This window comes from Acetobacter estunensis, from assembly GCF_011516945.1.
Taxonomy (GTDB): domain Bacteria; phylum Pseudomonadota; class Alphaproteobacteria; order Acetobacterales; family Acetobacteraceae; genus Acetobacter; species Acetobacter estunensis.
The window spans coordinates 1-24,744 of sequence record NZ_WOTH01000029.1 but is presented as its reverse complement, the minus strand read 5'-3'; the positions used below and the strand labels follow the sequence as shown (position 1 = coordinate 24,744).

Here is a 24,744-nt window from a genome sequence, read left to right as displayed (position 1 = left end):
TGTTTTCTCAGTGATAACGGCGCAGAAGACCCACAAGCTGGCCCTGAATCTTGAGCCGCTCCGCCGGGACGATGCGTGTTTCATAGGCCGGATTGGCCGCCTCAAGCGCTATGGTGTTGCCACGGCGGCGCAGACGCTTGAGCGTAACCTCGGCCTCGTCGATCAGGGCCACGACGATCTTTCCACTCTCGGCCGTGTCCGTCCGGCGGATGATGACGGTGTCGCCATTGAGAATCCCCGCGTCGATCATGGAGTCACCCGCCACCTCCAGCGCGTAGTGATCGCCCGCGCCCAGCAGAGCCACGGGCACCTCCACCTGCGCCCCGTCATCGCGCAGCGCCTCGATCGGCAGGCCGGCCGCAATGCGGCCATAGAGCGGCAGATGAACAGAGGCTGCGGCCTCTCCCGTGCGCACACCGGTCAGGCGCTTGGAAAAATCTCCCCGGATCACGTTGAGCGAGCGCGTAGGCACCGTCTCGTTCTCGACCTCCGGCAACCGCAGCACTTCCAGTGCACGTGCTCGATTGTGACGGCGCTGGATGAAGCCGCGTTCCTCAAGAGCCGAAATCAAACGGTGAATGCCGGATTTCGACTTCAGGCCAAGGGCGTCCTTCATCTCATCGAAAGAAGGTGAGAAACCCGTCTGTCGCAGATGGGAATCGATGAACAGCAGCAGTTCATGCTGTTTGCGGGTGAGCATCGACTGGCCCCCTGGCTCGGTTGGGGATGAGGAAAAACGTTCGTTTGTTCTATGTTAGTTCCGGTTTCAGGTCAATGTGAGAGATGAGGGCCGCATCTTTTTTACACAGAGAAGGACAGGCTCAATCCACGAATGTCGCGAAACGGATGATCCGACAGACCTCTCCTTTTTGGGCGGCGGCAGCATGCGGTTCACGCAGCACCAGCGCGTCACAGGCGGCGAGCGGCGCCATCATGGACGAGTCCTGACGTGCGAACGGCGTGGCCCGTAATGTGCCGTCCGGCTGGCGCACGAGCGTCGCACGCAGATGGTCGAAACGATGATCGTTGGCGGGGACATCACAGCCCAGAACGGCCGGTTCAGTGCCATCATCGGACACAGTTTCCCCCGTCATGGCGCGCAGGGCCGGAAGCACGAAGACCACGCTGCACACAAAGGCCGCCACCGGATTACCGGGCAGACCGATGACGGGGGTGGCACCGAGATGCCCGAACATCAGCGGCTTGCCCGGACGCATGGCGATCTTCCAGAAATCCGTCACCAGCCCCTCTTCGCCCAAGGCCGATTTCACCAGATCGTAATCGCCCACACTGGCCCCACCGATGGTGAGCAGCAGATCGATAGCGCCCAGACCCGACGCGGCCTCGCGCAGCGATGCGGGTGTGTCGCGGGCCACGGGCAGGATCACAGGCTCAGCGCCCGCGCGGCGCAGGAGGGCGGCAAGCATGAACGCGGCGGATCCGACGATGGAGCCGGGCGGCGGCGCCTCGCCGGGCAGGACAATTTCATCGCCCGTGCTGAGAATGGCCACGCGAGGGCGACGACGCACCGTAAGCCACGGGCAATTTCCCGCAGCCGCCAGACCGATGTCGCGAGCACTCAACCTTCTGCCCGCAGGCACCAGACTCTGCCCTTTCGCGAAATCCAGCCCCTGCGGGCGGATGAAGCGTCCGGCCGTCACGCCTTCCGTGACCGTGATCCGCTCGCCCTCGCGGGTGGTGTTTTCCTGAATGAGCACACTATCGGCCCCGGCGGGGATCGCACTGCCGGTAAAAATCCGCAGGCAGGTGCCGTCTGTCACGCTCAGATCGGAGGGATGGCCCGCCGGCGCCTCCCCGATCACCCGCAGCGTTGCGCCGGTTGTGGCGTCGGCTGCCCGCACGGCATAGCCATCCATGGCGGAGACAGCGGCGGGCGGATTGGAAAGGCGCGCAAGGACAGGTGCCGCGCAGATACGTCCCGTCGCGTCCATGAGCGAGACCGTTTCAATGCCAAGGGGCGCGATAGTGGACAGGATTCGCGTGAGGGCTTCCGAAACCTCGATCATAAGCGGCCTTTCGACATTAATTTCGGGGTCTGTCGCCCTTTCCGGCAAGGGAAAGCTTGACCAGACGGCCCCAGATGCGCAATTTGCGCCGAACTTGAACCACGGCCGCGATCAGGGGTGCAAATCCGGACCTGCGGTCAGGCACGATTCCGAGGATCTCATGGCAAAGACCAACGTCATCCAGATCCGGCTCGTCTCCTCTGCGGACACCGGATATTTCTACGTCACCAAGAAGAACGCACGTGCACACACGGGCAAGATGGAACTCAAGAAGTACGATCCCGTCGCACGCAAGCACGTCGTCTTCCGTGAAGCGAAGATCAAATAAGATCGACTCAATCGATACGATTGCTCGACCGGAAAACGCCGCCTTACGCAAGGCGGCGTTTTTTTGTGGATTATCCCACGCGGCGCGACCGCGGACTGAGACCGCAATTCTGCCCGACATAATCGAGTGCGTTCCGCGCTTGTCGTCACGAGATGTTAAGCAGGGAATGCAAAACGTCTCTCATTCCTTTGAATATATATTTTACGGATAATCTGATAGCGGTTGTAAAAGTTGTCATGATGTAGAAGGACGAAGGGGACACCCTCGCCCGCTGGCTGGCGCATTATTCGGATCTGTTTGGATTCGACAATCTGACCATCCTCGACAACGGCTCAACCGACAAACGCACGATTTCCCTGCTCGACAGTGCGGAGCAAATGGGAGCGAGTGTGCGTCGCGATCTGGTCGGGCCGCGTGATTTTCATCGTAAAGGTGGGCATCTGACGAACATCATCCGTGGATGGGACGGGATGCACGATTACGATTTCGCCCTTCCCGTCGACTGCGATGAGCGACTGGCCGTGTTTACGGAAAATGGATTATCCCTTGGTAAGGATGCCATTCACGCCGCCTTCGATGCCCTGAAGGGGAAGCAATGCGCATTCCGCATTGAAACCTCCCTCTTCAATGTTCCGGGGCGGCAGGGATGGTATGCCCCCGTGCGTCATTTTCATAAGAGATTCGTCCCCGCGAAAACCATTTCGGGATGTGATGACGGACAGCACGAGCCCCGCTCGCGCCTGAGCGACGATATTGTTGGATCTTTCTTCACCTACCTGCATGACCACCATCATTCCTACAAAGAATGGCGCCGGCGCCTGAAAAACAAGGTTGCCGGATTGGTCGATCCCGACAACAAGGCGGCGTTACGCAAGTATCTCACCATTCCGCAGGCGGAAGGTGCCCATGCGGTCGAGGCGCTTCTTGTCACGGAACGTCAATACGCCGCGCTGTATGACAAGGATATTCGCCTCATGCCAGCATGCGGCTCGTCCGACTGCGTAATGATCGAAGGGCCGGGTGTCGATATTCGGGTGTGGGACGCAAAATCCTATCTGGAGGCCAACCCGGATGTACGGGCCTACCATGTCGGCACATTGCAGCATTATCTGCGGCATGGCTTTCAGGAAGGCCGTTCGCTCGCACCGGCCTTCCTGAAAGCCGATGCCGATATCAGTAAAGCTGGTCGTGCTTGTCGTACGGCACGACAATGTCGTTGGGATTGGCGAGATTGAGCATCGCCCGTGCCCGCTCATCGAGAATATCCCCGTTCAGGGAGCTTTCGCTCAGCCCCGCCACACGTCGGCGCCACGCCGCCTGTTCCTGCACGGCATTGGACTGGGACTGCCGGGCCTCGTCCAGAAGGGCGAGTTGCTGGGTATAGGCGTGCATGCCGTGATCGCCCTGCGTGACCTGCCACCCGAAATACCCAGTGAGAGCGAGAAAGAGAGAAGGAGGAAGAACCGCGTTTGCGGCGCGTCGGAACATGCGGCCCAGCTGCATTGCGATTCGAAACCTCCAGGGGACAGGACTGAACAGGTGTTGAAGCCTGTCTCCAAACGTATCGCAAGATGTGGCTTAAAAAAGGCACAACGAACGATCAACGGAACTTTCCGTCATCGTGATGGATCGTGGCAACAGACGCTGCCCTCCCGATGAGAGAGGACAGCGCGGGGAATCTTACTTCTTGAGGATGGTGCGCCCGGCATAGGCCGCCGCTGTCGCCAGTTCCTGCTCAATGCGGATGAGCTGGTTGTATTTCGCTGTGCGGTCGGAACGACACAGCGAACCGGTCTTGATCTGACCGCAGTTCGTGGCAACCGCGAGATCGGCTATGGTGGTGTCTTCGGTCTCGCCCGAACGGTGACTCATCACGCAGGTGTAACCCGCACGGTGCGCCATCTCGATGGCCGCCAGTGTCTCGGTCAGCGTGCCAATCTGGTTGACCTTCACCAGCAGCGAGTTGGCAATCCCCGCCTCGATCCCGCGCGCCAGACGCTCAGGGTTGGTCACGAACAGATCGTCGCCCACAAGCTGGATCTTCTTGCCCAGAGCGGCCGTGAGCAGGGACCAGCCCTCCCAGTCATCCTCGGCCAGACCGTCTTCGATCGAGACGATGGGATAACGCTTGGTCAGGTCTTCCAGATAGGCCACGACGCCACCGGCATCGAGCGTCTTGCCCTCGCCCGCCAGCACATACTTGCCATCCTTGTAATATTCCGTCGCCGCGCAATCGAGCGCGAAGGTCACATCCTCTCCGGGACGATAGCCCGCCGCTTCCACAGCGCGGGTGATGTAGGACAGAGCTTCGTCAGCAGAGCCAAGGTTGGGAGCAAAGCCACCCTCATCGCCCACATTGGTGGAGAGACCGGCTTCCGAGAGCGCCTTCTTGAGATGCTGGAAAATCTCCGAGCCCCAGCGCACGGCGTCCGCCACGGTCGGCGCGCCGATGGGCTGGATCATGAACTCCTGAATGTCGATCGGATTGTCTGCGTGCTCACCGCCGTTGATGATGTTCATCATCGGCACGGGCAGAGTGTGCGCAAACGGACCACCGATATAGCGATACAGCGGCAGATTCAGTTCGATGGCGGACGCCTTGGCCACAGCCAGCGACACGCCAAGGATGGCATTCGCGCCCATGCGGCTTTTGTTGGGTGTGCCATCGAGGTCGATCATCGCGTTGTCGATGTCGATCTGATCCTGTGAATCCGCACCCTCAAGAGTAGGGAAGATTTCGTTCTCGACGTTCTCGCAAGCCTGTAGCACGCCCTTGCCGCCAAAGCGGGACTTGTCGCCATCGCGCAGTTCGACGGCCTCATGCGCGCCGGTGGAGGCGCCTGAGGGAACGGCTGCGCGTCCTCGCGCGCCGGAAGCCAGTTCGACCTCAACCTCGACCGTGGGATTGCCGCGACTGTCGAGAATCTCGCGGGCGATGATGTCAACGATGGCGCTCATGGATGTGCCCCTGACTGGTTGCATTCTTCTTGTTGGACGCCCTTCGTCCGAGCGAACGGCGCCCGTCCCTTAGAGGGACCGCCACAAGAGGTTGTCAACCGGAAATCCCCACGCGTTTTCGAACCACACGAACTCTTTCCCGTTGAAGACGCACGCCGCTTGCTCTGTCGGCCATCAAGAGAGGGAGAAACGTCATGTCGCCTCGTCTGGGTCGCCGGGAGATCATGGGAGGCGCCATCGGCCTCGCCATAGGCGCTCGCACGGCCATGGCCACAGATTCGCGTTGCCTGACCGTTGCGGCGCGCGCCCCCACCCTGTGCAGCGCTGCCGCCGTGACGCCGGAGGGTGTTCTCTTTCTCGGCCTCCCCCGCTTTCCCGGTATGGAGTCGTCCATGTCGGTGGCGCAGGTGCTCAGCGACGGCACGTTGCGCCCCTTTCCCGGCAAGGGCTGGAACGACTGGAAGCCGGGAGACGATGGCACCCATGCCTTTGTCATGGTCAACGCCATTCACATTTTCCGTGACGGCACATTATGGGTCGTGGATCAGGGCGCCCCACCCGGCCAGACACCGCAACCGGGCGCGCAGAAGCTGGTGCAGATCGATCCACGCACCGGCGCCATTCGAAACATCCTTCGTTTTCCTCCGCGCATCATGCCCCCCGGCGCCCAGTTCAATGATCTGCGTATCCACGGCAATTTCCTGTTCGTGACCGACAGCGGGCTTGGAGGCGTGATCATCTACGACTTCATGACAGGCGGAATGCTTCGCCGTCTGTCAGGACAGGCGGTGATGCGCAATGACGCGACACACGTCCATCGTGGTCTGGGCGGCCGCATTCTGCGCGATGACACAGGCAGGCGGCCACAGGTGCAAAGTGACATGCTTGAGGTGGACGCGGCCGGAAAATGGTTCTGGTTTTCCGTGCCCGCCGGACCGCTAAAGCGGATTGCGGTCAACGCATTGCTGGACACACGCCGGAGTGACGCCAGTCTCGCCCGCGATGTGCGCGTGGTGAAGGACATCCCGACCATCGGGGGCACCTGCATCGACACGCACGACAATATCTACCTCTCCGATGCCGAGCATGGTCGTATCACCGTCCTCGCCCCCGATGGTCATGAGGAAATTCTGGTCACGGACCCACGCCTGATTTCACCGGATGCGCTCTTCATCGACCGCAATCGCACGCTGTATGTGCCCTGCTCGCAGATCGAGCGGCTGGCCATGTTCAATGAAGGGCATGACGCGACCGAGGCGCCATTCCTCGTGCTGAAAATGCATCTGCCCCCGCAACTGGGCCGCATTCCACTTGGAGGAGCCGTGGAAGGATGAAGTGGTTTTTACGTTTTCTGTGCATTACGGCGCTTGTTCTGGGCGGACGAGCTCTTGCGACCGAAGCACCAATTTATGGCCCGCGTCTGGAGGGCTTTGCCTCCCCATGGCCGCTGAAAACCTATCGCTTTTCGTCCCAACGCCAGATGATGGAGATGAACTACATGGATGTGCGCCCGACACATCCCAACGGGCGGGTAGCCGTGCCGCTACATGGCAAGAATTTCTGCGCAGCAACTTGGGAGACGACCATCCGCGCACTTGTGCGGGCAGGCTGGCGCGTGATTGCACCCGATCAGATTGGCTTCTGCACATCATCCAAACCCGACAATTATCAGTTTTCCTTCAGTCAGCTTGCCACCAACACACATGACCTTCTGCTCTCACTGGGCGTCGAGCATCCCGTTCTGATCGGTCATTCGACTGGTGGAATGCTGGCCGTCCGGTATGCGTTGATGTTCCCGCAGAACGTGCAGCAGCTTGTGCTGGTCGATCCGGTCGGGCTGGAAAACTGGCAGGCGAAGGGTGTGCCTTATCGCACGATTGATGAGTGGTATGCCGGTGAACGGGGCAAAACTGCCGACGCCATCCGCGCCTATGAGCGCCGCGTCTATTACGACGGAAAATGGAATCCGGCATGGGAGAGATGGGTGCAGATGCTGGCAGGCATGTATCGTAGTCCTGATGGGGACGCCGTGGCATGGAACTCTGCACGCCTCTACGACATGATTTTCACGCAACCTGTGGTGCAGGAATTTCCCAACCTGCGTGTCCCGACAGTGCTGATGATCGGTAACCGTGACATCACCGCGATTGGCGCGGAGGGAGCGCCGCCGGACGTACGGGCGCAACTCGGGCATTACCCCGAATTGGGACGCGCGGCTGTTGCCGCCATTCCCGGAGCGCGACTGGTGGAGTTTCCTACTCTTGGCCATGCGCCGCAGATACAGGATCCGGCGGTATTTCATGCGCGCCTGTTCGAGATACTGGAGCACTGAGGGCGGCCTGTTCCTTTTAAAGCGGAAAAAGGCCAAGAAAGGCTTTTCTGGCTTTATCGAAAGGATCCGCGTCTCTCATGACAATGTCGCCATCGGGTGTGGCTGTGGTGGCCGAGGATCTGGCGGGCATGCGCTCGCAGGCGTTCGGACTGGCAGAGTATCTGGCCCTTCCCTCCCGGTTTCATGCCGTGCACCCAAGCGGACTGATGCGACACCTGCCCTCACGTCTGTGGACCGCCCCTTTGCGCGCTCTTTCTGAAACATCACGGCTGGACCCGTCCGAGCTTGTGTTTAGTGTGGCGGGAAAAGGCGGTGCGGTCGGGGCAGCACTCCGTCGGCAGCAGCACAGAGTGGTGCAAATCCAGAATCCCCGCATGCCCTTGGGCCGCTTTGATCTTGTAATCGCCAACCATCATGATGAGATCAGCGGACCCAATGTGCTGCTTGGTCGGACGGCCCTGCACGGTCTGACACCACAAAAGCTCGCGCAGGCTCATCGGGAATGGAGTGGAAAGTTGCGTTCGCCTTTCGGTCGACCGCTACTCGCAGCTCTTATTGGGGGAGCGAACGGGCGCTTTCGGTTCGATGCCGAAGACGCCTCCCGTTTTGCGCAACATCTCGTGCAGGCCGCACGCAAGGTAGATGCCGATCTGTTTGTCACCACCTCACGTCGAACAGGCGCTGCCCAGACAGATGTATTACGTAAAGCCGTGGAAGATTCTGGAGGTATTCTCTGGAGCGCGGGCGAGAACAATCCCTATCGCGGACTGATTGCCTGCGCTGACTGGCTGGTGGTGACGGCAGACAGCGTGTCGATGGTCTCGGAAGCCGTCGCCGGACCCGCACCGGTGTACGTGCAGACGCTTGAGGGAAAGTCCCGCAGGATTGGTCTATTTCTCGAAACACTGCGCGAATGCGGACGTATTCGTTTCTTTGAAAACGATTTGGAACACTGGGAAGTTACGCCGGTGGACGACACTCCGATGCTCGCACGCGACATGTGCCAGCGTCTTGGATTGAAGCATTTTTTACGTGACGACATTTGAAGAGAAGTGACCGGAGCCGTCAAGCTCCGGTCATGAAAATGGATTATACCATCATGATAGAAACGGCTTTCCTTCATGCGCCACCAGAAGATCGTGTAGATCGGTCGCATGGTCTTCCTCATCGGCAAGAAAGCCTTCCAACATGATACGTGTTGTCGGATCGTTGTCACCGAAATAACGGATCAGTTCCTGATAATGTTCGATAACGATGCGTTCGGCGATCAGATCCTGCTTGACCATTTCGACAAGATTTCCGCCATCTCCGTATTCGGTGGCCGAACGTGTAGCCAGCCCTTCCGGGTTGAAATTCGGTACGCCACCAAGCTGATCGATGCGCTGGGCCGCCGCCAGCATGTGTTTGCGCTCGGATGCGGCGTGCTCCGCAAACTCTGCTCCAACACTTTCGCTTGTCAGGCCCTCAACGGAAATCGAATGCATCGTATAACGCAGGACACAGACAAGTTCGGTCGCCACAACAGCTTGTAGTAATTCGACGGTCTTCTTCACATCACCCTTGTAAGAGGGCATCACCGCACCCTCGTCGAGGGATTTTTTCGCCCGCTCACGCAGTGTTTTCACATCCGACAGAAAGGCGCTGGCAGCATCGGTTGGCATATTAAGTTTCCTCATTGATTGAACGGATATGTTTGTAACGTCAGAATGTCGAAAGGTTGCATGCAAAATGGAAGAAATTCTTAGATGCAAATGAGTTTTATTATAAAATGATAGAATAAAATATTGCATATTTTTAACTGATTTTGATCCAGACACTTAAGTATTAATTGGACATGAAATCATTCTAGAGAGTGTTATGTACTTTTGTGCCTGATTGGTGCAGTAATGAGGAATGACGCCTGCACGCAAACCGTATCCCTCTGATGTATCAGACGAAGAATGGTCTCTGGTTGTCCCGTATCTGGTCCTGATGCACGAGGATGCGGAACAACGACATCATGCATTGCGCGAACTGTTCAATGGGTTGCGTTACATGATTCGCTACGGGATAGCTTGGCGGGCCATGCCGAATGACCTTCCGCCGTAGTCAGCGGTCTACCAGCAATCCCGTCGCTGAATGGAGGCAGGCTGTTTTGATGCGTTGGCGTCTGACCTGCGTGCCGTGCTGCGTATCGCTTTTGGCCATAGGGCTGAGCCAACGGCAGCCATTATCGACAGCCGGACATTACGTTCGACGCCGGAAAGCGGTTCCCGCGCCGGATATGATGGGGCCAAGCGCAAAAAGGGATCAAAGCTGCACATGGCCGTGGACACGCTGGGGCACCTGCTGGCCCTGCATGTCACACCAGCCAGTCGGGATGAGCGCACCGAGGCGGGACGTCTTGCCGCCACCATTCAGGATGCGACGGACGAGAGCATTGAACTGGCCTATGTCGATCAGGGATATACCGGCGAGAAACCTGCCGGGGCAGCACGAACCCAGGGGATCACCCTTGAGGTCGTCAGGTTGCCCGAAGCCAAACGCGGCTTTGTGCTACTGCCGCGTCGATGGGTTGTCGAGTGATCTTTCGCATGGGCTACACGATGCCGCAGACTCGTTAAGGATTACGAGCGTTACACTTCAACACTCGCAAGTCTCCATGTCATTGCGTTCGCATGTTTCATGCTCAGAAATGCAGCTATACTCATGCAAGGTCCATAACACCCTTTATGTTCGCGTCATTGGGCGAGCCTGTCAGGATATCGCAGACGGAACACGAAGCAGGCGGAGTACCGACGAGGTTCGAGAAAAATATCGTAAAGCACTCGTCGGTTCTCAGCTGCTGTTTTCCGGGTGCGCGAGGATAGCTCTACTGACATCATCCACATTCCACACGAGCAAATAGACCGCACACACTATATATCCGATATATAACTCGGGCTGAATTTGAATATCTGAGGGAACCTGTAGCTCACCTGACGTTTCAGAAGACTGATCGTCAGGTTTTGCTGCCGATTGAGCAGAATACTGCGGTCCTGGTTCAGTTTTCGTCACCAGATGTCAGTTCACGGAACGCAGCCATGCTCGACAGCGGGGCATTACGTTTGGAGTAATTTATATCGTATATTTATCATTATCAATCAACGCCGCTACTCAAAGAACTCGCGCATCGCCGGTACAAAGTTCAGATTATCGTGCCCGGAACGTGTGAGTTTGATAAGAGCGAACCGTTGCAAAGGAGAAAGGCGACTCCATTGGTCCAGGGTAGGCGGCGGTTCGCCGAATGATAGCGCTGCTTGCAGGACGACTTCTGGCACCACATCGGGTTTCTCCCAGATGTCGGAATTCACGTCTGGTAAAAATTTCGGTTCTTCCCCTGTCTGAGTGCTGATCAGATACACAAGCAGAGCACGATAGGCCGCCCGCTCGTTCAATGAGGTGATAGGAGATTTTGTCAACTGACTTCGTTGCGCCATCGTGAAACGGCTCCATTGTCGAAGACTGAGCTTCACCCCACACAGGTCGAGCTTCATGCGCACAACCATCGGGACACACCGCAATGTATCGGCAAAATCCATTTCAAACCTGAAAAGATGCGTTTCACGCATGCGGGTTCTCATTTCATAAGGAAGACGTATCGGCATGGACCAGTCTGGTGTCTGGAGAACCAGTCCAGAACACAAGGTTACTGCAATCGTCATGGCCCAGCCACCCAAGCGTCGCCATGTCGTTTATGATCCACTTGATATCTGAGGGCTGCACTACACCCGATGCAAAACCAAGTGCTTCCTGAGCCGCGCCACCCGGAAGAATACGAAATGTCGCCTGCCGAGGCAGCATCAGGCCACCTTCAGGCAGGGGAAGAGCCAGGGTTTCTGTAATCTCATCTCTATGTTCAGACATTTGGCAGAAGGATAGGCTCTCCTGCATGGCAGAAAACATGCGTTGATCCGTATCTGTGGTTCTGAACAAAGCATCTGAAACTACAAGAATTTTTTCAATATGGGCAGGAAGAACCGTGGAAGATCCTCCCGCACAGAAAGCAAGACCGATCCGTTCCGCCTCTGTTCCCCACGGCGCTCCCACACAGCAACCGTCAATCTCCTCCTTTGAAAAGGCACTGATCATATCGGTAGGTGGCATCACCAAAATCTCAACTTCGCGATCTATGTCAACATCGATCATCTTCAGAAACCGTCTTAGGATCAGAAGATGGGTGGAATAGATATGCACAACGGCGATACGCGGTTTTCTCCCGACGGAAGCCTGCCACATGTCGAACATCTCCCTTCCTTCGCCACCCATTCTCCAGACACCTTCAGCCGGATTAGTGCCACGGAGCATGATCGTATTGCCGCCCCTGCTGATCCTGCTCAGAGGACGCAGCACCGTATCGTGCCCACGGCGTCCGAGTATCGTCATCAGGGCGAGAGGTGCAAAAAGGACAGCTGCATCCAGACGATTCCACGCAAGGCCATCAGCTATGTTGGCCCATGAAGGTGAAACCACGATCTCGGTTTCCAGACCGTACCGGGCAAAGATGCCCTTCTGTTGCGCCATGATAACCGGGGCGCTGTCAGCCAGTTTCATTACACCTATACGAATCGGTACGGTCATCATACATCACCATTTTTCTGTGCCGCGAGATATTCCTGTGCAACAATCACGAGTTTACGCGACGTCTGCATGGCGCGACGCTGGAACCAGCGATGCGCCTGAACTTCGCCGGTCTTTTCATTTTTCATGAAAGATCTTTTCGCCTGCTCGATTATCCGCCGCTCGGCAAGCGCACGCTGCGCTTCCGCCAGCTCATCGCGTACACGACGGAAACGCCCATAAAGCGCTATGGCAGTACGCAGGAGCGGCTTGACGTCCTGCGGTAGCGCCTCCAGCACGTTATAGGAACAGATACCCGTATCGAATGCTGTCTCCATCAGTTCCACATCATCCTCATCGACAAACAGGGCAACAGGCCGTTCCAGTGCCGAACGGGACAATGCCCGGATGCTGTCCAGTGCATCGCGATCTGCTCTTTCCATATCCACCAGCACGACATCCGGTCCGTGCAGTTGCACCGCATCGATCAGAGCCAATCCTGCGGGAACGGTCAGCACCTCAAGAGACGTGTCCGCGCACAGGGTTTGCGACAGCGCATGCCCACGTTTGGAATTGGCGTCCGCAACCAGAACCTTGAGCGACGCGCGAGACCGGTCAACATCTTTCATCAGTAGACATCACGCAGATAGCGTCCCTCGCGCATCAGGTTCGTAACGAATGCATCAGCATCGGCAGCGGACAGATTACCGTGACGCGCGACGATCCTGCGTAGGGCCACGTCCACATCCCGGGCCATGCGCGCCGCATCGCCACAGACGTAAACCGATGCGCCCTCACCCAGCCAGTCCCATAGTTCTGCCCCCGCCTGCTCCATCCGGTCCTGCACATAAATCCGCTCCGGCTGATCTCGCGAAAACGCCGTATCCAGCCGGGTTAGCAATCCCTCTTTCAGAAAAGCATCCATTTCTTCACGATAGTAAAAGCTTTCTTCCGCATGACGCTCCCCAAAGAAAAGCCAGTTTCTGCCCTCCGACTTCCGGGCCGCGCGCTCCTGAAGGAACCCTCTAAACGGCGCGATGCCTGTCCCCGGCCCGACCATGATAACACTCACGCCATCATCCTGGGGAAGCCGGAAATGCGTGGTGGGCTGGGTAAAGACCGGGACAGCCGCACCATCTTCCAACCCTGCGAGCCAATTCGAACACACACCCGGCCAGGGTGAAACATTGATGCCAACGGTAAGCTCCACAACCCGTCCGGAGATGCGTGGAGAAGAGGCGATGGAATAGAGGCGAGGCTGCATGCGGCGGAACAGGGAGGGCACGTCCTGAGCCGTCACATTCAGTGAGACTTCCTTCAGAAGATCGGGAAGAAATCCCGTCTTGCAGCCACCGAGTGCTGCCAGCATGGCCTTGTTGGGTTTGGAAAGATCGAGATGCCGCACAAGCGCTTCCCTTAGTCCCACCGTACCGCATCCACGCAACACGACGGGAGCATCCTCCGGAAGCCCGAGCGCAGAAAAAACTGTTTCGACGGTAGCCTCAGGATTGCACGGCCATATGCCAAGCGCATCACCTGGCTCCCAGTCCAGTCCGGTCTCACTGAGATCGAGACCGATCCGCCGTGTGTCCCTCTCACAGTCGGCCGAACAGAGGCGCTGATTGATGCTCAGTCGCGCCATGGCCGGCGCATCACGCGTGCCGGCGGCGGACTCTGGCACTCTCTCCACAATGGCAGGCGTGGCAGACTCAGATGCGATGTTTGACCGCCCCAAGGCCGTCAGCATGGTCCCACGCCAGGCTTCGACATCCTCGTCAAAATCCGGTTCACAATCGGCGCGTTCCAGAAATGGCGTCGCCCCAAGTTCCCGAAGCCGTCCGTCCAAAGCGCGCCCAAAACCGCAGAAATTCGCATAGGACGAATCACCCAGAGCAAGGACGGCGAAGGTCAGGTCGATCAATGGTGTTTCCCGTTCCCTGAGTCGGTCCCAGAACGGCACAGCGCAGTCCGGAGGATCACCGTCACCGAACGTAGAAACGACGAAAATTGCTTTACCTGACAGGATCGTATCAGGCGCACAGTCCGCGAGACATTTTGCGTCCACCTCATGTCCCGCCTCTTTCAGCCATGTAACAACCGTGCCTGACAGTTCTTCTGCCCGTCCGGTCTGCGACGCCCACCACACCATGACGCCGGACGCTGCTGGAAGCACTTCCTGCACCAGAGTCGACGCAGGCCCGGTGTCTGTGCGAACACGACTGTAGAGACCAGCTAGCAGTCCACCAATATGGCTGCGTGCCTGTGGCGACAGAGGGGCCGAGGCAGGTAGAACGGGCAACTCCCCATTTGCAGGCGGCGAGAGGTCCAGGCCGTCAAGAAAGCCACAAAGCCATGCCCTGCCCTCTTCGGATATGGACGCGACAGCAGAGGGAGTCGGCAGTTCGAGACCAAGCTGGCTGACAAGGGAACGCAGGGCCATGGTCTGATATCCTCCATTGAGCGGTTCCGGCCTGTCGGCGTCCGGACACACTGGTTTTTCCACACGTTCCAATGTCACCGCACAGAGTTTGAAGCCCGGCTGCAGCGAAACAGGATCAACGACGTCGGATGTGACGGTATTGATCGTCAGATCCTCGCCAAACCGATCGTTCCAGTGAAAGGGCGCGAAACACGTTCCCCCGCGCACACGTGAGGAAATCTGCGCCGGGAGCACGATCTGGCCGCGTCGGGACGTGATCCGCACGCGGTCATCCTGCACGAGCCCCAGTTTCGAGGCGTCCTCCGGCGCAATTTCCACAAAGGGACCGGGGTTGAGCCGGTTCAGACTGTCCACGCGGCCCGTCTTGGTTAGCGTATGCCACTGATGCTGCAGACGTCCGCTGTTGAGCACAAAAGGGTAATTATCGTCCGGCCACTCCTCTGGACGCATCCATGGCCGGGGCCAGAAAACGCCTTTACCATCGGAGGTGGGGAATACAGGACCACTACCATCGGGGCGCAGATAGCGGATCGGATGCCGAAGTTCCGTGTCACCCGCAGGCGCAGGCCATTGCACCGGATTTTCCCGCAATCGGGCATGGGTCACGCCCGCAATATCATAGCCGGTTTTCGGATTGGTGAAGCGACTGGCTTCCGCGAAGACGTCCGCCGCAGACGTAAAGGCGAAATCCTTCTCGAACCCCATGGCCCGCGCCACCCGTGCGATGATGTCCCAGTCCGCCAGCGCTTCGCCCGGTGGCGTGACGGCCTGCCGGGCCAGCGTCATGGTGCGGTCGGAATTGACCTGCACCCCGTCCGCTTCTGCCCACAACGCGCCGGGCAACAAGATGTCCGCAAAGGCCGTGGTTTCACTGTCCGCGAACGCATCCTGCACAATCACGCACTCCGCCGCTTGTAGCGCCCGTACGACATGCCCGCGATTGGCGACCGTGACGACCGGGTTGGTGCAGATCACCCAGCAGGCCTTGATCTCACCACGCTCCATTGCTTCGAACATGGCGATGGCCCCGTTTCCGCCGACATCGCGCAAGGTGCCGGCGGGAAGCGACCACACGTCTTCCGTAAAAGCGCGATCGGCGGCGACAAGCGCGCTGCGCTGACCGGGCAGGCCCGGCCCCATATAGCCCATCTCCCGCCCTCCCATGGCGTTGGGCTGCCCAGTCAGTGAGAACGGACCGCTACCGGGGCGGCAGATGGTGCCGGTGGCGAGATGCAGGTTGCACAGGGCGTTGGTGTTCCATGTGCCCGCCACGCTCTGGTTCAGGCCCATCGTCCAGAGGCTCATCCATTCGCCGGCTTCCGCGATCCACGATGAGGCGGCAAGAATGTCCTCCATGGGGAGCCCCGTGATTTCTGCCACCATTTCCGGCGCATAGTCGGCGAGGAATGTCTCCATGGCATCCCATCCCGTGGTAGATCTGGCGATAAACCCCCTGTCTATTGCGTCATTTTTTACCAGAAGATGCAGAATCCCGTTGAGCAGCGCCAGATCGGTGCCGGGACGGATGGGAAGATACAGATCGGCCTTCTCCGCTGTCGCCGTGCGGCGTGGATCGACGACGATCAGCTTTGCCCCCGCCCGCTTGCGATCCATCAGACGCAGAAACAGGATCGGGTGACAGTCGGCCATGTTCGCGCCGATGACAAAGAACAGATTTGTGCAGTCGAAGTCTTCATAACTGCCCGGAGGTGCATCAGCTCCGAGAGAGAGTTTGTAACCGGTCCCAGCGGCGGCCATGCACAGTCGCGAATTGGACTCGATATACTGGCTACGGACAAATCCCTTTGTCAGCTTATTGATGAGATACTGCGCCTCCAGCGACATCTGGCCGGAGACGTAAAAAGAGAGAGCATCCGGACCATGCTCATCAAGAATAGTCCGCAGTCTGTCTGCCGTGGTCTCGATCGCCTGTTGGATAGGAACGGACACGACCGCTCCGCCGCGTTCAGGACGCAGGGCCGCCTCCTTCAGACGGAAATCGGAAGAAACAGGCTTGTCGCAGGAACTGCCCTTGGTACATAGGCGGCCGCCATTCGTAGGGTGTGCGGTATCACCGCGCACCTTGGCAATCCGTCCGTTCGCGACCTCCAGAATGACTCCACATCCGACCCCGCAATAGGGACAGACGGTGCGGATTTCTTCCTTTCCCATTGCACGTCAGGCGGGAACAGGTTCCGGTAAGGCGTCTGTCCTCGCTTTCTCCCTGATCTCGACCTTTCCGTCTGACAACTGCACGTCCCATGTCCGTAGACGCACAGCGGGATCCTCCAGACAATGCCCGTCTTCAAGCCGAAAATGCTGCTTGTAGAGCGGCGACGCCACCACCAGCTGCCCTTTCAGGTCTCCCATGATGCCACGCCCGATAACATTCGCGTTCGAGAACGGGTCATGATTGTCGATGGCATAGACCCGCGCAGGATCAGTCTGTGTCCCAGGCAGGAAGAACAGAGCAATCTGGCTGCCATTATACCAGGCCACGACACCGGATTTCTTGACCAGATCCTCCTCGCCACACAGCACGGTCCAATCTGACGGTCCTACCGTGACAGACGTTTCAGGCAGATTGTCTGCTGGTTTGACCTGATCCCGCTCAGGCACGGTGCGGATATTCGGATCAGGCCGTGCGTCATTCACGAATGTGCGAAATCTCTTGAGCTTTTCACGATCCGTCAGCGCATCACGCCACTCACAGTGATAGCGATCCACAACCATCTGCATCTGCTGTTCCAGTTCCTCACAGATGCCAAGACTGTCATTGATGATCACGTCTTTCAGATAATCCAGCCCACCCTCAAGGGTTTCGCGCCAGACGGATGTTCGCTGAAGCTTGTCGGCCGTGCGGATATAGAACATCAGGAACCGGTCGATATATTTCAGAAGCGTTTCCGCATCGAGGTCGGTTGCGAACAGTTCTGCATGGCGCGGCCGCATGCCGCCATTGCCGCAGACATACAGGTTCCAGCCATTCTCGGTGGCGATGACTCCCACGTCCTTGCTCTGAGCTTCCGCACATTCGCGTGTACAACCCGACACAGCGAACTTAAGTTTATGAGGCGATCTCAGTCCTTTGTAACGGTTCTCAATATCCAGCGCCTTGCTCACGCTGTCCTGCACGCCATAACGGCACCATGTGCTGCCGACACAGGATTTCACCGTCCGCGTAGACTTTCCATAGGCATGACCTGTTTCGAAACCGGCATCAAGCAATTCGGTCCAGATTTCCGGCAGATCATCGAGTTGCGCACCGAATAGATCGATACGCTGACCGCCGGTGATCTTGGTATAAAGGCCGTATTTCTTTGCGACCTGTCCAAGAACGATCAGTTTTTCCGGCGTGATTTCACCGCCTGCGATACGCGGAACGACAGAATAGGTGCCATTCTTCTGCATGTTGGCCATGAACGTGTCGTTCGTATCCTGCAATGGAATATAAAGCGGGTCCGTGATCGGCTTGTTCCATGCCGATGCCAGAATGGAGCCGACTGCGGGCTTGCAGATGTCACATCCCAGTCCGCCATTGCCGTACTGCGCCATCAGGTCTTCAAACGTCTGGATTCCATGCACACGAACAAGCGAATAGAGTTCCTGTCGCGTATAGGAAAAATGCTCGCACAGACTGCGATCGACTGTAATGCCTCGGGATTCCAGTTCCGTCTCGAACACGCTTTTGAGCAGCGCGGAACAACCGCCACACCCGGTGCTGGCCTTCGTGCACTGTTTCAGAGTGGCAAGATCCGCGCAGCCTTCATCAATGGACGTGCAGATCGCCCCCTTCGTGACATTGTGACACGAGCAGATCATGGCTGTATCCGGCAGCGCGTCCGCTCCGAGCAGTTCCGCCCCTTCCCCACGCGTAAGGATCAACGCGGCAGGATCGGCCGGCGGCTTGATACCGTTCTGCACATACTGAAGGATCGTGTCGTAATAGGCATTGTCGCCGACCAGAACCGCACCCAGCACGGCTGAACCATCCGCAGAAAGAACGAGACGTCTGTAGGAACCATCCACCTCACCGATGAAGCGATAGCTGCGGCTACCGGAAGTCGCGCCATGCGCATCGCCGATGGAACCGACGTCCACACCCAGAAGCTTGAGCTTGGTGGACATATCCGCACCGTTAAAGACATCATCGTCACCCACCAGCGTCGCAGCCACAGTACGCGCCATGGTGTAACCCGGTGCAACCAGACCGAAAACCATGCCATTCCAGCAGGCACACTCACCAATCGCGAAAATGGCCGGGTCGGACGTACGGCAGCTATTGTCGATGACGACACCGCCTCGCGCTCCAACAGCCAGTCCGCATTCGCGGGCCAGCCAGTCCTGTGGCCGGATGCCCGCGGAAAACACGACAAGATCGGTTTCATGAGATGTGCCATCGGCAAAAACCAGACGGTGGCGGTATGTTTCACCCGCAACGATCTCCTGCGTGGCGTGGGCCGTGAGCACCTCGATACCGAGCGCTTCGATCCGCTGTTTGAGCGCCAGTCCGCCTTCCTCGTCAAGTTGGACAGGCATAAGGCGTGGCGCAAATTCGACAACCGCCGTGGACAAGCCAAGTCCTGCCAATGCATTGGCTGCTTCCAGCCCCAGAAGGCCACCACCAATGACCACGCCACGCGATGCGCCATCCGCAGCGGCACGGATCATGTCCAAATCGTCAAGCGTGCGGTAGACGAGCCCCGCCGTGCCGGTATTTCCCGGAACGGGTGGCACGAATGGGGTGGAACCTGTCGCCAGAATGAGCGTGTCATAAGACAACTGCCCATCCTCGCTTTCCACAGTTTTGGCGTTGCGATCAATGCGCGTTACCCGCACACCACGATGCAGCGTTATCCCATGATGCAGGTGAAAGTCCTGCTGGTGCAGACAGAGCGCCTGCGCGTCCTGTCCACTCATGTAATCCGTCAGGTGGACGCGGTCATAGGCGTCGTGCCGTTCGTTACCAAAGATGTGAATGGCGTGTGTTTCATGCAGCCCACGCATCACGAGTTGCTCGACACAGTAATGGCCGACCATACCATTTCCGATAATGACGATATTTCTTTCTGTAGTCATGATCGTTTCTCCTGATGGACAGCCATTTCAGAATTTGAATTCCATGGTCTGCATGTAGAAAGCGCCATCTTTCGCGCCCGCGTTTCTCATGCCGCGCGACGCCACGAGACCGGCGATGTCATGCGTCCATGTCCAGTGCGGCGCAAAGTTCCACGCCACCTGCGTCTGGGGAGTCGCTCCAATGAAACCACCAGACAAATTGTTACGCCAGCTATAAATCTTGCCAGTGCCATAAACCGCATCCTGGGTGCTTTCCCGCCAGAAGAACGGCACATGCAGCTTTACAAGCACATGCGGCAGAGGCGTGGCGCTGATGACTGGTCCGACGCCGATCAGGTTCTGCGATGTCAGCGCCAGCGTCACATCATTATAGTAAGGTAGCGGAAAATAAGGCGTAGCGAATGTTCCCACGGCGCCATCCTTGCTGTGGTAGGAGCCTCCCGAAAACATGTCTGCCTGCAAGGCAAAGGATGGTTTTTCCTTGAGACTTTTTGCCGTCCAACCGAATACGCCGTTCACCGCATAGGCGCGCACCGGACGCGTGGGGCTCCCCCCTCCGGCCGGACGGAATTCTCCCCCCTGAAAGACGCCTGTCAGACTGACGTCGAAAGGTCCGATATTTCCCCACAACCGAAGCCCGGCATTATCCCGACGCGTCGAACCGGCCTGCGTTCCAGTGGTTGTCGGAATGGCTGCGGGCGCGCCGTTGAACAGATAGCCGAGGAAAAAAACATCAGCAAAAAGTTGACTCTTCGTTCTCATGACAGAGAAGTTCGGCAAGGCGGTTGACGTGTAAACGCCATACATCCGGGCGCTGTAGTTTGTACCATCTGCAAAAACGTCTTTGGGCAGCTTGTTTGTCTGCATGAAGTCAAACAGATCGACCCTGAACCGTTTCCAGACAGCATAGCCGCGAAAACCATCCCATGTCTGCTGGACGTTTGGCAGATCACGCCCCGATTGCATGGACACGGGCGCATCCAAAAAGACCTGCCGCCCTCCGATCACACCCATTTTCGCGCCAAGAAGATTGCCTTTCACCTCCAGAATACCCTGCTGGAGATCAAGCCGCTCCCGTTGCGTGCCTGCCTGATACCCGTAGTAATTCGAGCCACCTGCGACACCCCAGAGAAATTCTGCGTAAGCTCTGATATGCTCACCAATATGCAGATCAGCGCCATACTGACTGCGCAGGAGCACGCGACTGGCGTTGGTTTTGCCGGCTGCCCCCATCATGGGCTGGTTTTCGAAAATATAGCGCAACCGCTCCTCGCCGTTGAGGGATAACCAGATGTCGCCCTTGTCTGTCAGGGAAATGTATTTCAGCCGGTTGAACCAGTCATCGCGCTTCTTTGCCTGTGACATGGTGGCGAGACCGATCCAGTCCTCAGCCCAGCGAGGCTGTCCCGGTGCGCCAACGGTGCCGAAACCGGCCGCCACGCCTTTCCCTGCGTTGAAAACGCCCCAATCTCGGCCGTGAAGTGCTGGAGGAGGAGTGGTTACTGCTTTTTTATGCGCCTGTAGTGCCGACGGACTACCGGTTATCTGGGAACGGGCAATCTTTCCATTATCAGCCTGCGCAGCATCAGCCCAAGCTGAGTGACCCAGACACATTCCAGCCACGACACCCGTTGAAAACACGGGACGCGCCACGGGTAAAAGAGATGAAAATATACGGATCATCGGATCATGCTCCGGAACTGGTGAGGAAGGGAGCAGTTAAAGAGCGCCGGAAGCGCCCGCTTCTGTCAGCATTTCATCTCCGCCCGCCGTCCAGCGACGGCGGCAGACCATGACGCAGGCAAACGCCGCCACGGCGACCATGGCGAAGCACAGAAAGCCCGGACCATAGGAGCCCGTCATCTGCCGTGCGGCTCCAAGAGAAGAGGCAAGATAGAAACCACCCACGCCACCGCTCATACCGACCAGCCCAGTCAGGATACCAACCCTTGTCGGAAAGCGCGTTGGTACAAGCTGGAAGACAGCACCATTCCCCAACCCCAGAACGAGCATGCCGAGGAAAAAGGCTGGAAAAGCAAGCCATATCGTAGGCAGACCGAACCCGATCAGGGCAAAGATGACGGCTGCCAGCGCATACAGAATGCTGAGCGTGCGTTCTCCACCAAACCGGTCAGCCAAAGCGCCCCCCACTGGACGCACAAAGGAGCCAACAAACACCACCAATGCCGTGCAGGTTCCGGCCACGGCAGGAGCGAGACCATACTGATCGTTGAAATAGATGGTCAGAAAGGAAGCTAGACCGACAAAACCACCGAACGTCACACCATAGAAGAACATCAGCGCCCAGCAGTCCGCACTCCGCAGAAGAGGCAGCCATGTGACGAGACCGCCTCCCGCCGGGCGTTTCGGCGGTTCTCGCGACAGAAAGCAGAACGCAATCAGAACGGCTGTCAGCGGCAGGGTCGCCAGTCCGAGAACATTGACCCACCCATACAGCGCAGCGAGTCCGGGAGCGAAAAGAGCAGCGAGTGCCGTTCCGGAATTCCCCGCTCCTGCAATACCGAGAGCCGTCCCCTGATACTGCGGAGGATACCAAGCGGAGGCGAGAGGGAGCGCCATGGCGAAAGACGCGCCCGCCACCCCCAGCACGAGCGCCACACCAAACAGCGCGCCATAGCTGTGCGGAGCGATCAGCCACGTCAACGCAAGGCCAGCGATCACAAAGATCTGGGCTGCAATCGCCACACGGCGCGGACCAAAATGATCGACAAACGCGCCGCACACCACACGCAGCAGAGCACCAGCCAAGACTGGTGTTGCCACCAGCAGGCCTTTCTGACCGGCATTGAGATGCAGGTCATGCGCAATCGAAATGCCCAATGGCCCGAGCAAGACCCAGACCATGAAAGACACATCGAAGTAAAGGAATGCCGCCAGAAGGGTACGGGGGCTTCCGGCTTTCAGAAATCCTTTGTCCACGTCATCGCATCCAGTCTCCAGCATCATAGGCGGAGACGCCTTACTTAGGCACGGAGACCGTCGTTGGTCCACCGGAGGTGTCGTGTTTAATGCTATCGTTTCCTCACTGCTCACCACCATTAATGAACAGGCGTACAGGGAACCATATCACCAAAACCATTCTGCATACGCAACATTGCGATGTCAAAATATTTTATCGACCTTTTCCGCGAGTCCATGACTGAACACGCAGCACTCAGTATCCATTGATCTGACGGAGGAAGGACGAAATCTGTTTCAAGTTCCGTGACAAGGCTGGAAATAACAAAACCTGTATCGGCAGATGGATGAATAGATGTCCCCTCTGCGTCACTTCTTTCCCCCCGCAGCCATGGTGGGCCAAGTGCTGACGACCAAAGCGCATTGAGCGGCATTATTTTCGTTCATCGGACCTGCCTACCCTGCCGCGAGGCACCCGAAAAAATGATACTCTGCATTTGATCCAGTATAACCCGGATCGGTCCATGCCAGTTCAAGACTACCGTCTTGTAGCCGGCTGAATGGCCTCAATCAATGGACCGACTTCTGGCCGCCGCGATACGCAGTACAGCCCGAAGATCGTTCGGCATCACCCGTCGCGCAATGCTGTAACGAATCACATATCAAAGACCGTTGAACAACTTCCGCAGATCATGATGGCATTGTTCCGCGTCTTTCTTCATCAGAAGAAGATACATAACACCCGCTAGCTTTAAACCTTCTTGAGCCTTTCCCAGTCTGCAGGAATGTTAGCATTCAGAAAATGGTCAGGATGAGGTGTGACCAGCTTAACTACGTTCTGAAGATATGATCTCAGAGGACGGTAATGGTTGTCTTTTATTTCATTGAGCTGAGACAGTGTCTTTTTCTCCCAAACTGCGCACAGTGGGTAGATTTCAATCCCGTTCGGCGTCCAGACCACACCATCTGCGTCAAGTGTTCGAGCCGTTATGAGTTCCTTGATATCATCGTCTTGCAGCAGAGGCATATCGCAGGCCAGAACAAACCACGCGACCTCAGGATAAGCACGATGGGCCGCGCGCAGGCCAGCCGCTGGCCCCGTCAGTTCGACATCGTCCATTATCGAAGGAAAGTGCGCGCGAACATTAGTGGCATAAGCAGGCTCTCTGATGGAAATAAAGCAACTGTCGACATGCTTCTGAAGGAGATCAAAAGCGCGCTGTAACTGAGGAAGCCCCTTGTAATATATCGCGGCCTTATCCCGTCCCATTCGCATGCTTTTTCCACCAGCAAGAATAAGACCAAAAATTGGAGATTTCATAGTCAAAATATCATTCTTCATTGCAGTTACATTGCAACATTTATGGCGATTCTCCGCCAATACTACAATTTCATTTTATGATGTGAATAGGGGAAGGAGGCCCTGATTTTGGACAGATGATTAAGCTATAATCCGACCTGAAAAAGAACGGGTTTTATGGGTAAAGTTACGAGAAAACGGTATTCAGGTGAGTTCAAGTCGCGAGTGGCTCTGGAGGCGATCCGTGGTGAACTGACGCTGGCAGAGCTGGCGTCGAAGCACGGTGTGCATCAGACGATGATCGCCCAATGGAAACGCCAGGCGATCGAGGGGATGGCGTGTATCTTTTCCGGGAAGTCGGGGTCAACAGCGTCGGCCAGTCCGGTTGGCGTGGAGAAGCTGCATGCGAAAATTGGCGAACTGTTGGTGGAACGGGATTTTTTACGGGATGCCTCTGGTCGGTTGGGCGTGATCAGAGGCGGCAAATGACCGACCTGCAACGGCCCCGGCTTTCGATGGTGCGGTAATGCACGCTGCTGCAGCTTATAACCGGTCTGGCGTTTATTACCGGCCTGTGCCGGAAAACGTGGCGAACCTGACGTTGATGCGACCTATCTCAAGGCACACCGCACAGCTTCAAGCCTGAGGTTAAAAAAGGGGATCCCGGCCGCCTAGGGCCTGTTAGGGCTTGATCCAGTCTGCTGCGGCAGCGATGTGGATGACCGCGAGGAACGACGTTGCTGTTTTTTCATATCTGGTTGCGACAGCGCGCCACTCCTTGAG

At 57.5% G+C, this 24,744-nt stretch carries 17 protein-coding genes and 4 pseudogenes; 7 read left to right on the top strand and 14 right to left on the bottom strand.

The window, feature by feature from the left end:
* Window positions 1–7: 7 nt before the first annotated feature.
* Both lexA and GOB87_RS12255 read right to left on the bottom strand, forming a co-directional pair.
* Complete coding sequence (gene lexA, locus GOB87_RS12260) at window positions 8–700, bottom strand: transcriptional repressor LexA (RefSeq protein ID WP_166317185.1); 693 nt, start codon at window positions 698–700, stop codon at window positions 8–10.
* 121 nt (window positions 701–821) lie between these two features.
* Window positions 822–2,027 (bottom strand): molybdopterin molybdotransferase MoeA, encoded by a 1,206-nt coding sequence (locus GOB87_RS12255; RefSeq protein WP_166317181.1) that lies wholly within the window; start codon window positions 2,025–2,027, stop codon window positions 822–824.
* Between the two features lie 160 nt (window positions 2,028–2,187).
* On the opposite strand from GOB87_RS12255, the gene rpmG reads away from it, so the two are divergent.
* Window positions 2,188–2,355 carry a 50S ribosomal protein L33 gene (gene rpmG, locus GOB87_RS12250; protein WP_166317178.1) on the top strand — a complete coding sequence of 56 codons (168 nt, stop codon included), beginning with the start codon at window positions 2,188–2,190 and terminating at the stop codon, window positions 2,353–2,355.
* Window positions 2,356–2,612: 257 nt separating this feature from the next.
* Window positions 2,613–3,590, top strand: a pseudogene (locus GOB87_RS12245) (glycosyltransferase family 2 protein); the annotation flags it as partial.
* On the opposite strand, the gene GOB87_RS12240 reads toward GOB87_RS12245, so the two are convergent.
* Complete coding sequence (locus GOB87_RS12240) at window positions 3,529–3,858, bottom strand: FtsB family cell division protein (protein WP_166317175.1); 330 nt, start codon at window positions 3,856–3,858, stop codon at window positions 3,529–3,531. The pseudogene GOB87_RS12245 and the gene GOB87_RS12240 sit on opposite strands and share 62 nt — an antisense overlap.
* 177 nt (window positions 3,859–4,035) lie before the next feature.
* On the bottom strand, window positions 4,036–5,313 hold the full coding sequence (gene eno, locus GOB87_RS12235; RefSeq protein WP_166317172.1) for a phosphopyruvate hydratase: 1,278 nt from the start codon (window positions 5,311–5,313) through the stop codon (window positions 4,036–4,038).
* 194 nt (window positions 5,314–5,507) lie between these two features.
* Between eno and GOB87_RS12230 the strand changes: the two genes are divergently transcribed.
* The 3 genes from GOB87_RS12230 to GOB87_RS12220 all read left to right on the top strand — a co-directional run bounded on the left by GOB87_RS12230 (window position 5,508) and on the right by GOB87_RS12220 (window position 8,691).
* Entirely contained in the window at window positions 5,508–6,647 is a 1,140-nt protein-coding gene (locus tag GOB87_RS12230; RefSeq protein WP_242006371.1) for an SMP-30/gluconolactonase/LRE family protein, read from the top strand.
* Window positions 6,644–7,645 (top strand): alpha/beta fold hydrolase, encoded by a 1,002-nt coding sequence (locus tag GOB87_RS12225; RefSeq protein WP_166317169.1) that lies wholly within the window; start codon window positions 6,644–6,646, stop codon window positions 7,643–7,645. The genes GOB87_RS12230 and GOB87_RS12225 overlap by 4 nt, the downstream gene beginning before the upstream one ends.
* Before the next feature lie 77 nt (window positions 7,646–7,722).
* Window positions 7,723–8,691, top strand: a complete 969-nt coding sequence (locus tag GOB87_RS12220; RefSeq protein ID WP_166317166.1) for a mitochondrial fission ELM1 family protein — start codon at window positions 7,723–7,725, stop codon at window positions 8,689–8,691.
* A 51-nt stretch (window positions 8,692–8,742) separates the two neighbouring features.
* Here GOB87_RS12220 and GOB87_RS12215 read toward each other — a convergent pair whose 3' ends face one another.
* Window positions 8,743–9,321: a ferritin-like domain-containing protein gene (locus GOB87_RS12215; protein ID WP_373320682.1), complete on the bottom strand. Its 579-nt coding sequence runs from the start codon at window positions 9,319–9,321 to the stop codon at window positions 8,743–8,745.
* 217 nt (window positions 9,322–9,538) lie between these two features.
* On the opposite strand from GOB87_RS12215, the pseudogene GOB87_RS12210 reads away from it, so the two are divergent.
* Window positions 9,539–10,348 (top strand): annotated as a pseudogene (locus tag GOB87_RS12210) (IS5 family transposase).
* Window positions 10,349–10,776: 428 nt separating this feature from the next.
* Here the strand turns inward: GOB87_RS12210 and GOB87_RS12205 are convergent.
* From GOB87_RS12205 to mobA, 8 genes are all read right to left on the bottom strand, one after another.
* Entirely contained in the window at window positions 10,777–11,235 is a 459-nt protein-coding gene (locus GOB87_RS12205) for a nitrate reductase associated protein (protein ID WP_166317160.1), read from the bottom strand.
* A gap of 13 nt (window positions 11,236–11,248) precedes the next feature.
* Window positions 11,249–12,244, bottom strand: a complete 996-nt coding sequence (locus tag GOB87_RS12200; RefSeq protein ID WP_166317157.1) for an ABC transporter substrate-binding protein — start codon at window positions 12,242–12,244, stop codon at window positions 11,249–11,251.
* Window positions 12,244–12,852 carry an ANTAR domain-containing response regulator gene (locus GOB87_RS12195; protein WP_166317154.1) on the bottom strand — a complete coding sequence of 203 codons (609 nt, stop codon included), beginning with the start codon at window positions 12,850–12,852 and terminating at the stop codon, window positions 12,244–12,246. Before GOB87_RS12195 ends, GOB87_RS12200 begins: the two co-directional genes overlap by 1 nt.
* Window positions 12,852–16,835, bottom strand: coding sequence for a bifunctional nitrate reductase/sulfite reductase flavoprotein subunit alpha (locus GOB87_RS12190; protein WP_166317152.1), 3,984 nt, complete (start codon window positions 16,833–16,835; stop codon window positions 12,852–12,854). The genes GOB87_RS12195 and GOB87_RS12190 overlap by 1 nt, the downstream gene beginning before the upstream one ends.
* Before the next feature lie 6 nt (window positions 16,836–16,841).
* Complete coding sequence (nirB, locus tag GOB87_RS12185; RefSeq protein WP_166317149.1) at window positions 16,842–19,742, bottom strand: nitrite reductase large subunit NirB; 2,901 nt, start codon at window positions 19,740–19,742, stop codon at window positions 16,842–16,844.
* A 27-nt stretch (window positions 19,743–19,769) separates the two neighbouring features.
* Window positions 19,770–21,356, bottom strand: a complete 1,587-nt coding sequence (locus tag GOB87_RS12180; RefSeq protein WP_373320684.1) for an alginate export family protein — start codon at window positions 21,354–21,356, stop codon at window positions 19,770–19,772.
* A gap of 105 nt (window positions 21,357–21,461) precedes the next feature.
* The gene (locus tag GOB87_RS12175) at window positions 21,462–22,706 is read right to left on the bottom strand and encodes a nitrate/nitrite transporter (RefSeq protein ID WP_194303342.1); all 1,245 of its coding nucleotides are present in this window, start codon (window positions 22,704–22,706) and stop codon (window positions 21,462–21,464) included.
* A 706-nt stretch (window positions 22,707–23,412) separates the two neighbouring features.
* The gene (mobA, locus tag GOB87_RS12170; RefSeq protein WP_166317143.1) at window positions 23,413–24,003 is read right to left on the bottom strand and encodes a molybdenum cofactor guanylyltransferase; all 591 of its coding nucleotides are present in this window, start codon (window positions 24,001–24,003) and stop codon (window positions 23,413–23,415) included.
* Between the two features lie 135 nt (window positions 24,004–24,138).
* Here mobA and GOB87_RS12165 point away from each other — a divergent pair.
* A pseudogene (locus GOB87_RS12165) lies at window positions 24,139–24,577 on the top strand (transposase); the annotation flags it as partial.
* 65 nt (window positions 24,578–24,642) lie between these two features.
* Here the strand turns inward: GOB87_RS12165 and GOB87_RS12160 are convergent.
* A pseudogene (locus GOB87_RS12160) lies at window positions 24,643–24,744 on the bottom strand (IS5-like element ISMex42 family transposase); the annotation flags it as partial.

Bases quoted from the DNA above. Each gene is read 5' to 3' on its own strand.
- mobA (WP_166317143.1), bottom strand. From the start codon at position 24,003: ATGAAGAATGATATTTTGACTATGAAATCTCCAATTTTTGGTCTTATT.
- GOB87_RS12200 (WP_166317157.1), bottom strand. From the start codon at position 12,244: ATGACCGTACCGATTCGTATAGGTGTAATGAAACTGGCTGACAGCGCC.
- GOB87_RS12240 (WP_166317175.1), bottom strand. From the start codon at position 3,858: ATGCAGCTGGGCCGCATGTTCCGACGCGCCGCAAACGCGGTTCTTCCT.
- rpmG (WP_166317178.1), top strand. From the start codon at position 2,188: ATGGCAAAGACCAACGTCATCCAGATCCGGCTCGTCTCCTCTGCGGAC.
- GOB87_RS12205 (WP_166317160.1), bottom strand. From the start codon at position 11,235: ATGCGTGAAACGCATCTTTTCAGGTTTGAAATGGATTTTGCCGATACA.
- eno (WP_166317172.1), bottom strand. From the start codon at position 5,313: ATGAGCGCCATCGTTGACATCATCGCCCGCGAGATTCTCGACAGTCGC.
- GOB87_RS12255 (WP_166317181.1), bottom strand. From the start codon at position 2,027: ATGATCGAGGTTTCGGAAGCCCTCACGCGAATCCTGTCCACTATCGCG.
- GOB87_RS12225 (WP_166317169.1), top strand. From the start codon at position 6,644: ATGAAGTGGTTTTTACGTTTTCTGTGCATTACGGCGCTTGTTCTGGGC.
- nirB (WP_166317149.1), bottom strand. From the start codon at position 19,742: ATGACTACAGAAAGAAATATCGTCATTATCGGAAATGGTATGGTCGGC.
- GOB87_RS12195 (WP_166317154.1), bottom strand. From the start codon at position 12,852: ATGAAAGATGTTGACCGGTCTCGCGCGTCGCTCAAGGTTCTGGTTGCG.
- GOB87_RS12230 (WP_242006371.1), top strand. From the start codon at position 5,508: ATGTCGCCTCGTCTGGGTCGCCGGGAGATCATGGGAGGCGCCATCGGC.
- GOB87_RS12190 (WP_166317152.1), bottom strand. From the start codon at position 16,835: ATGGGAAAGGAAGAAATCCGCACCGTCTGTCCCTATTGCGGGGTCGGA.
- GOB87_RS12215 (WP_373320682.1), bottom strand. From the start codon at position 9,321: ATGAGGAAACTTAATATGCCAACCGATGCTGCCAGCGCCTTTCTGTCG.
- GOB87_RS12220 (WP_166317166.1), top strand. From the start codon at position 7,723: ATGACAATGTCGCCATCGGGTGTGGCTGTGGTGGCCGAGGATCTGGCG.
- lexA (WP_166317185.1), bottom strand. From the start codon at position 700: ATGCTCACCCGCAAACAGCATGAACTGCTGCTGTTCATCGATTCCCAT.
- GOB87_RS12175 (WP_194303342.1), bottom strand. From the start codon at position 22,706: ATGCTGGAGACTGGATGCGATGACGTGGACAAAGGATTTCTGAAAGCC.
- GOB87_RS12180 (WP_373320684.1), bottom strand. From the start codon at position 21,356: ATGTGTCTGGGTCACTCAGCTTGGGCTGATGCTGCGCAGGCTGATAAT.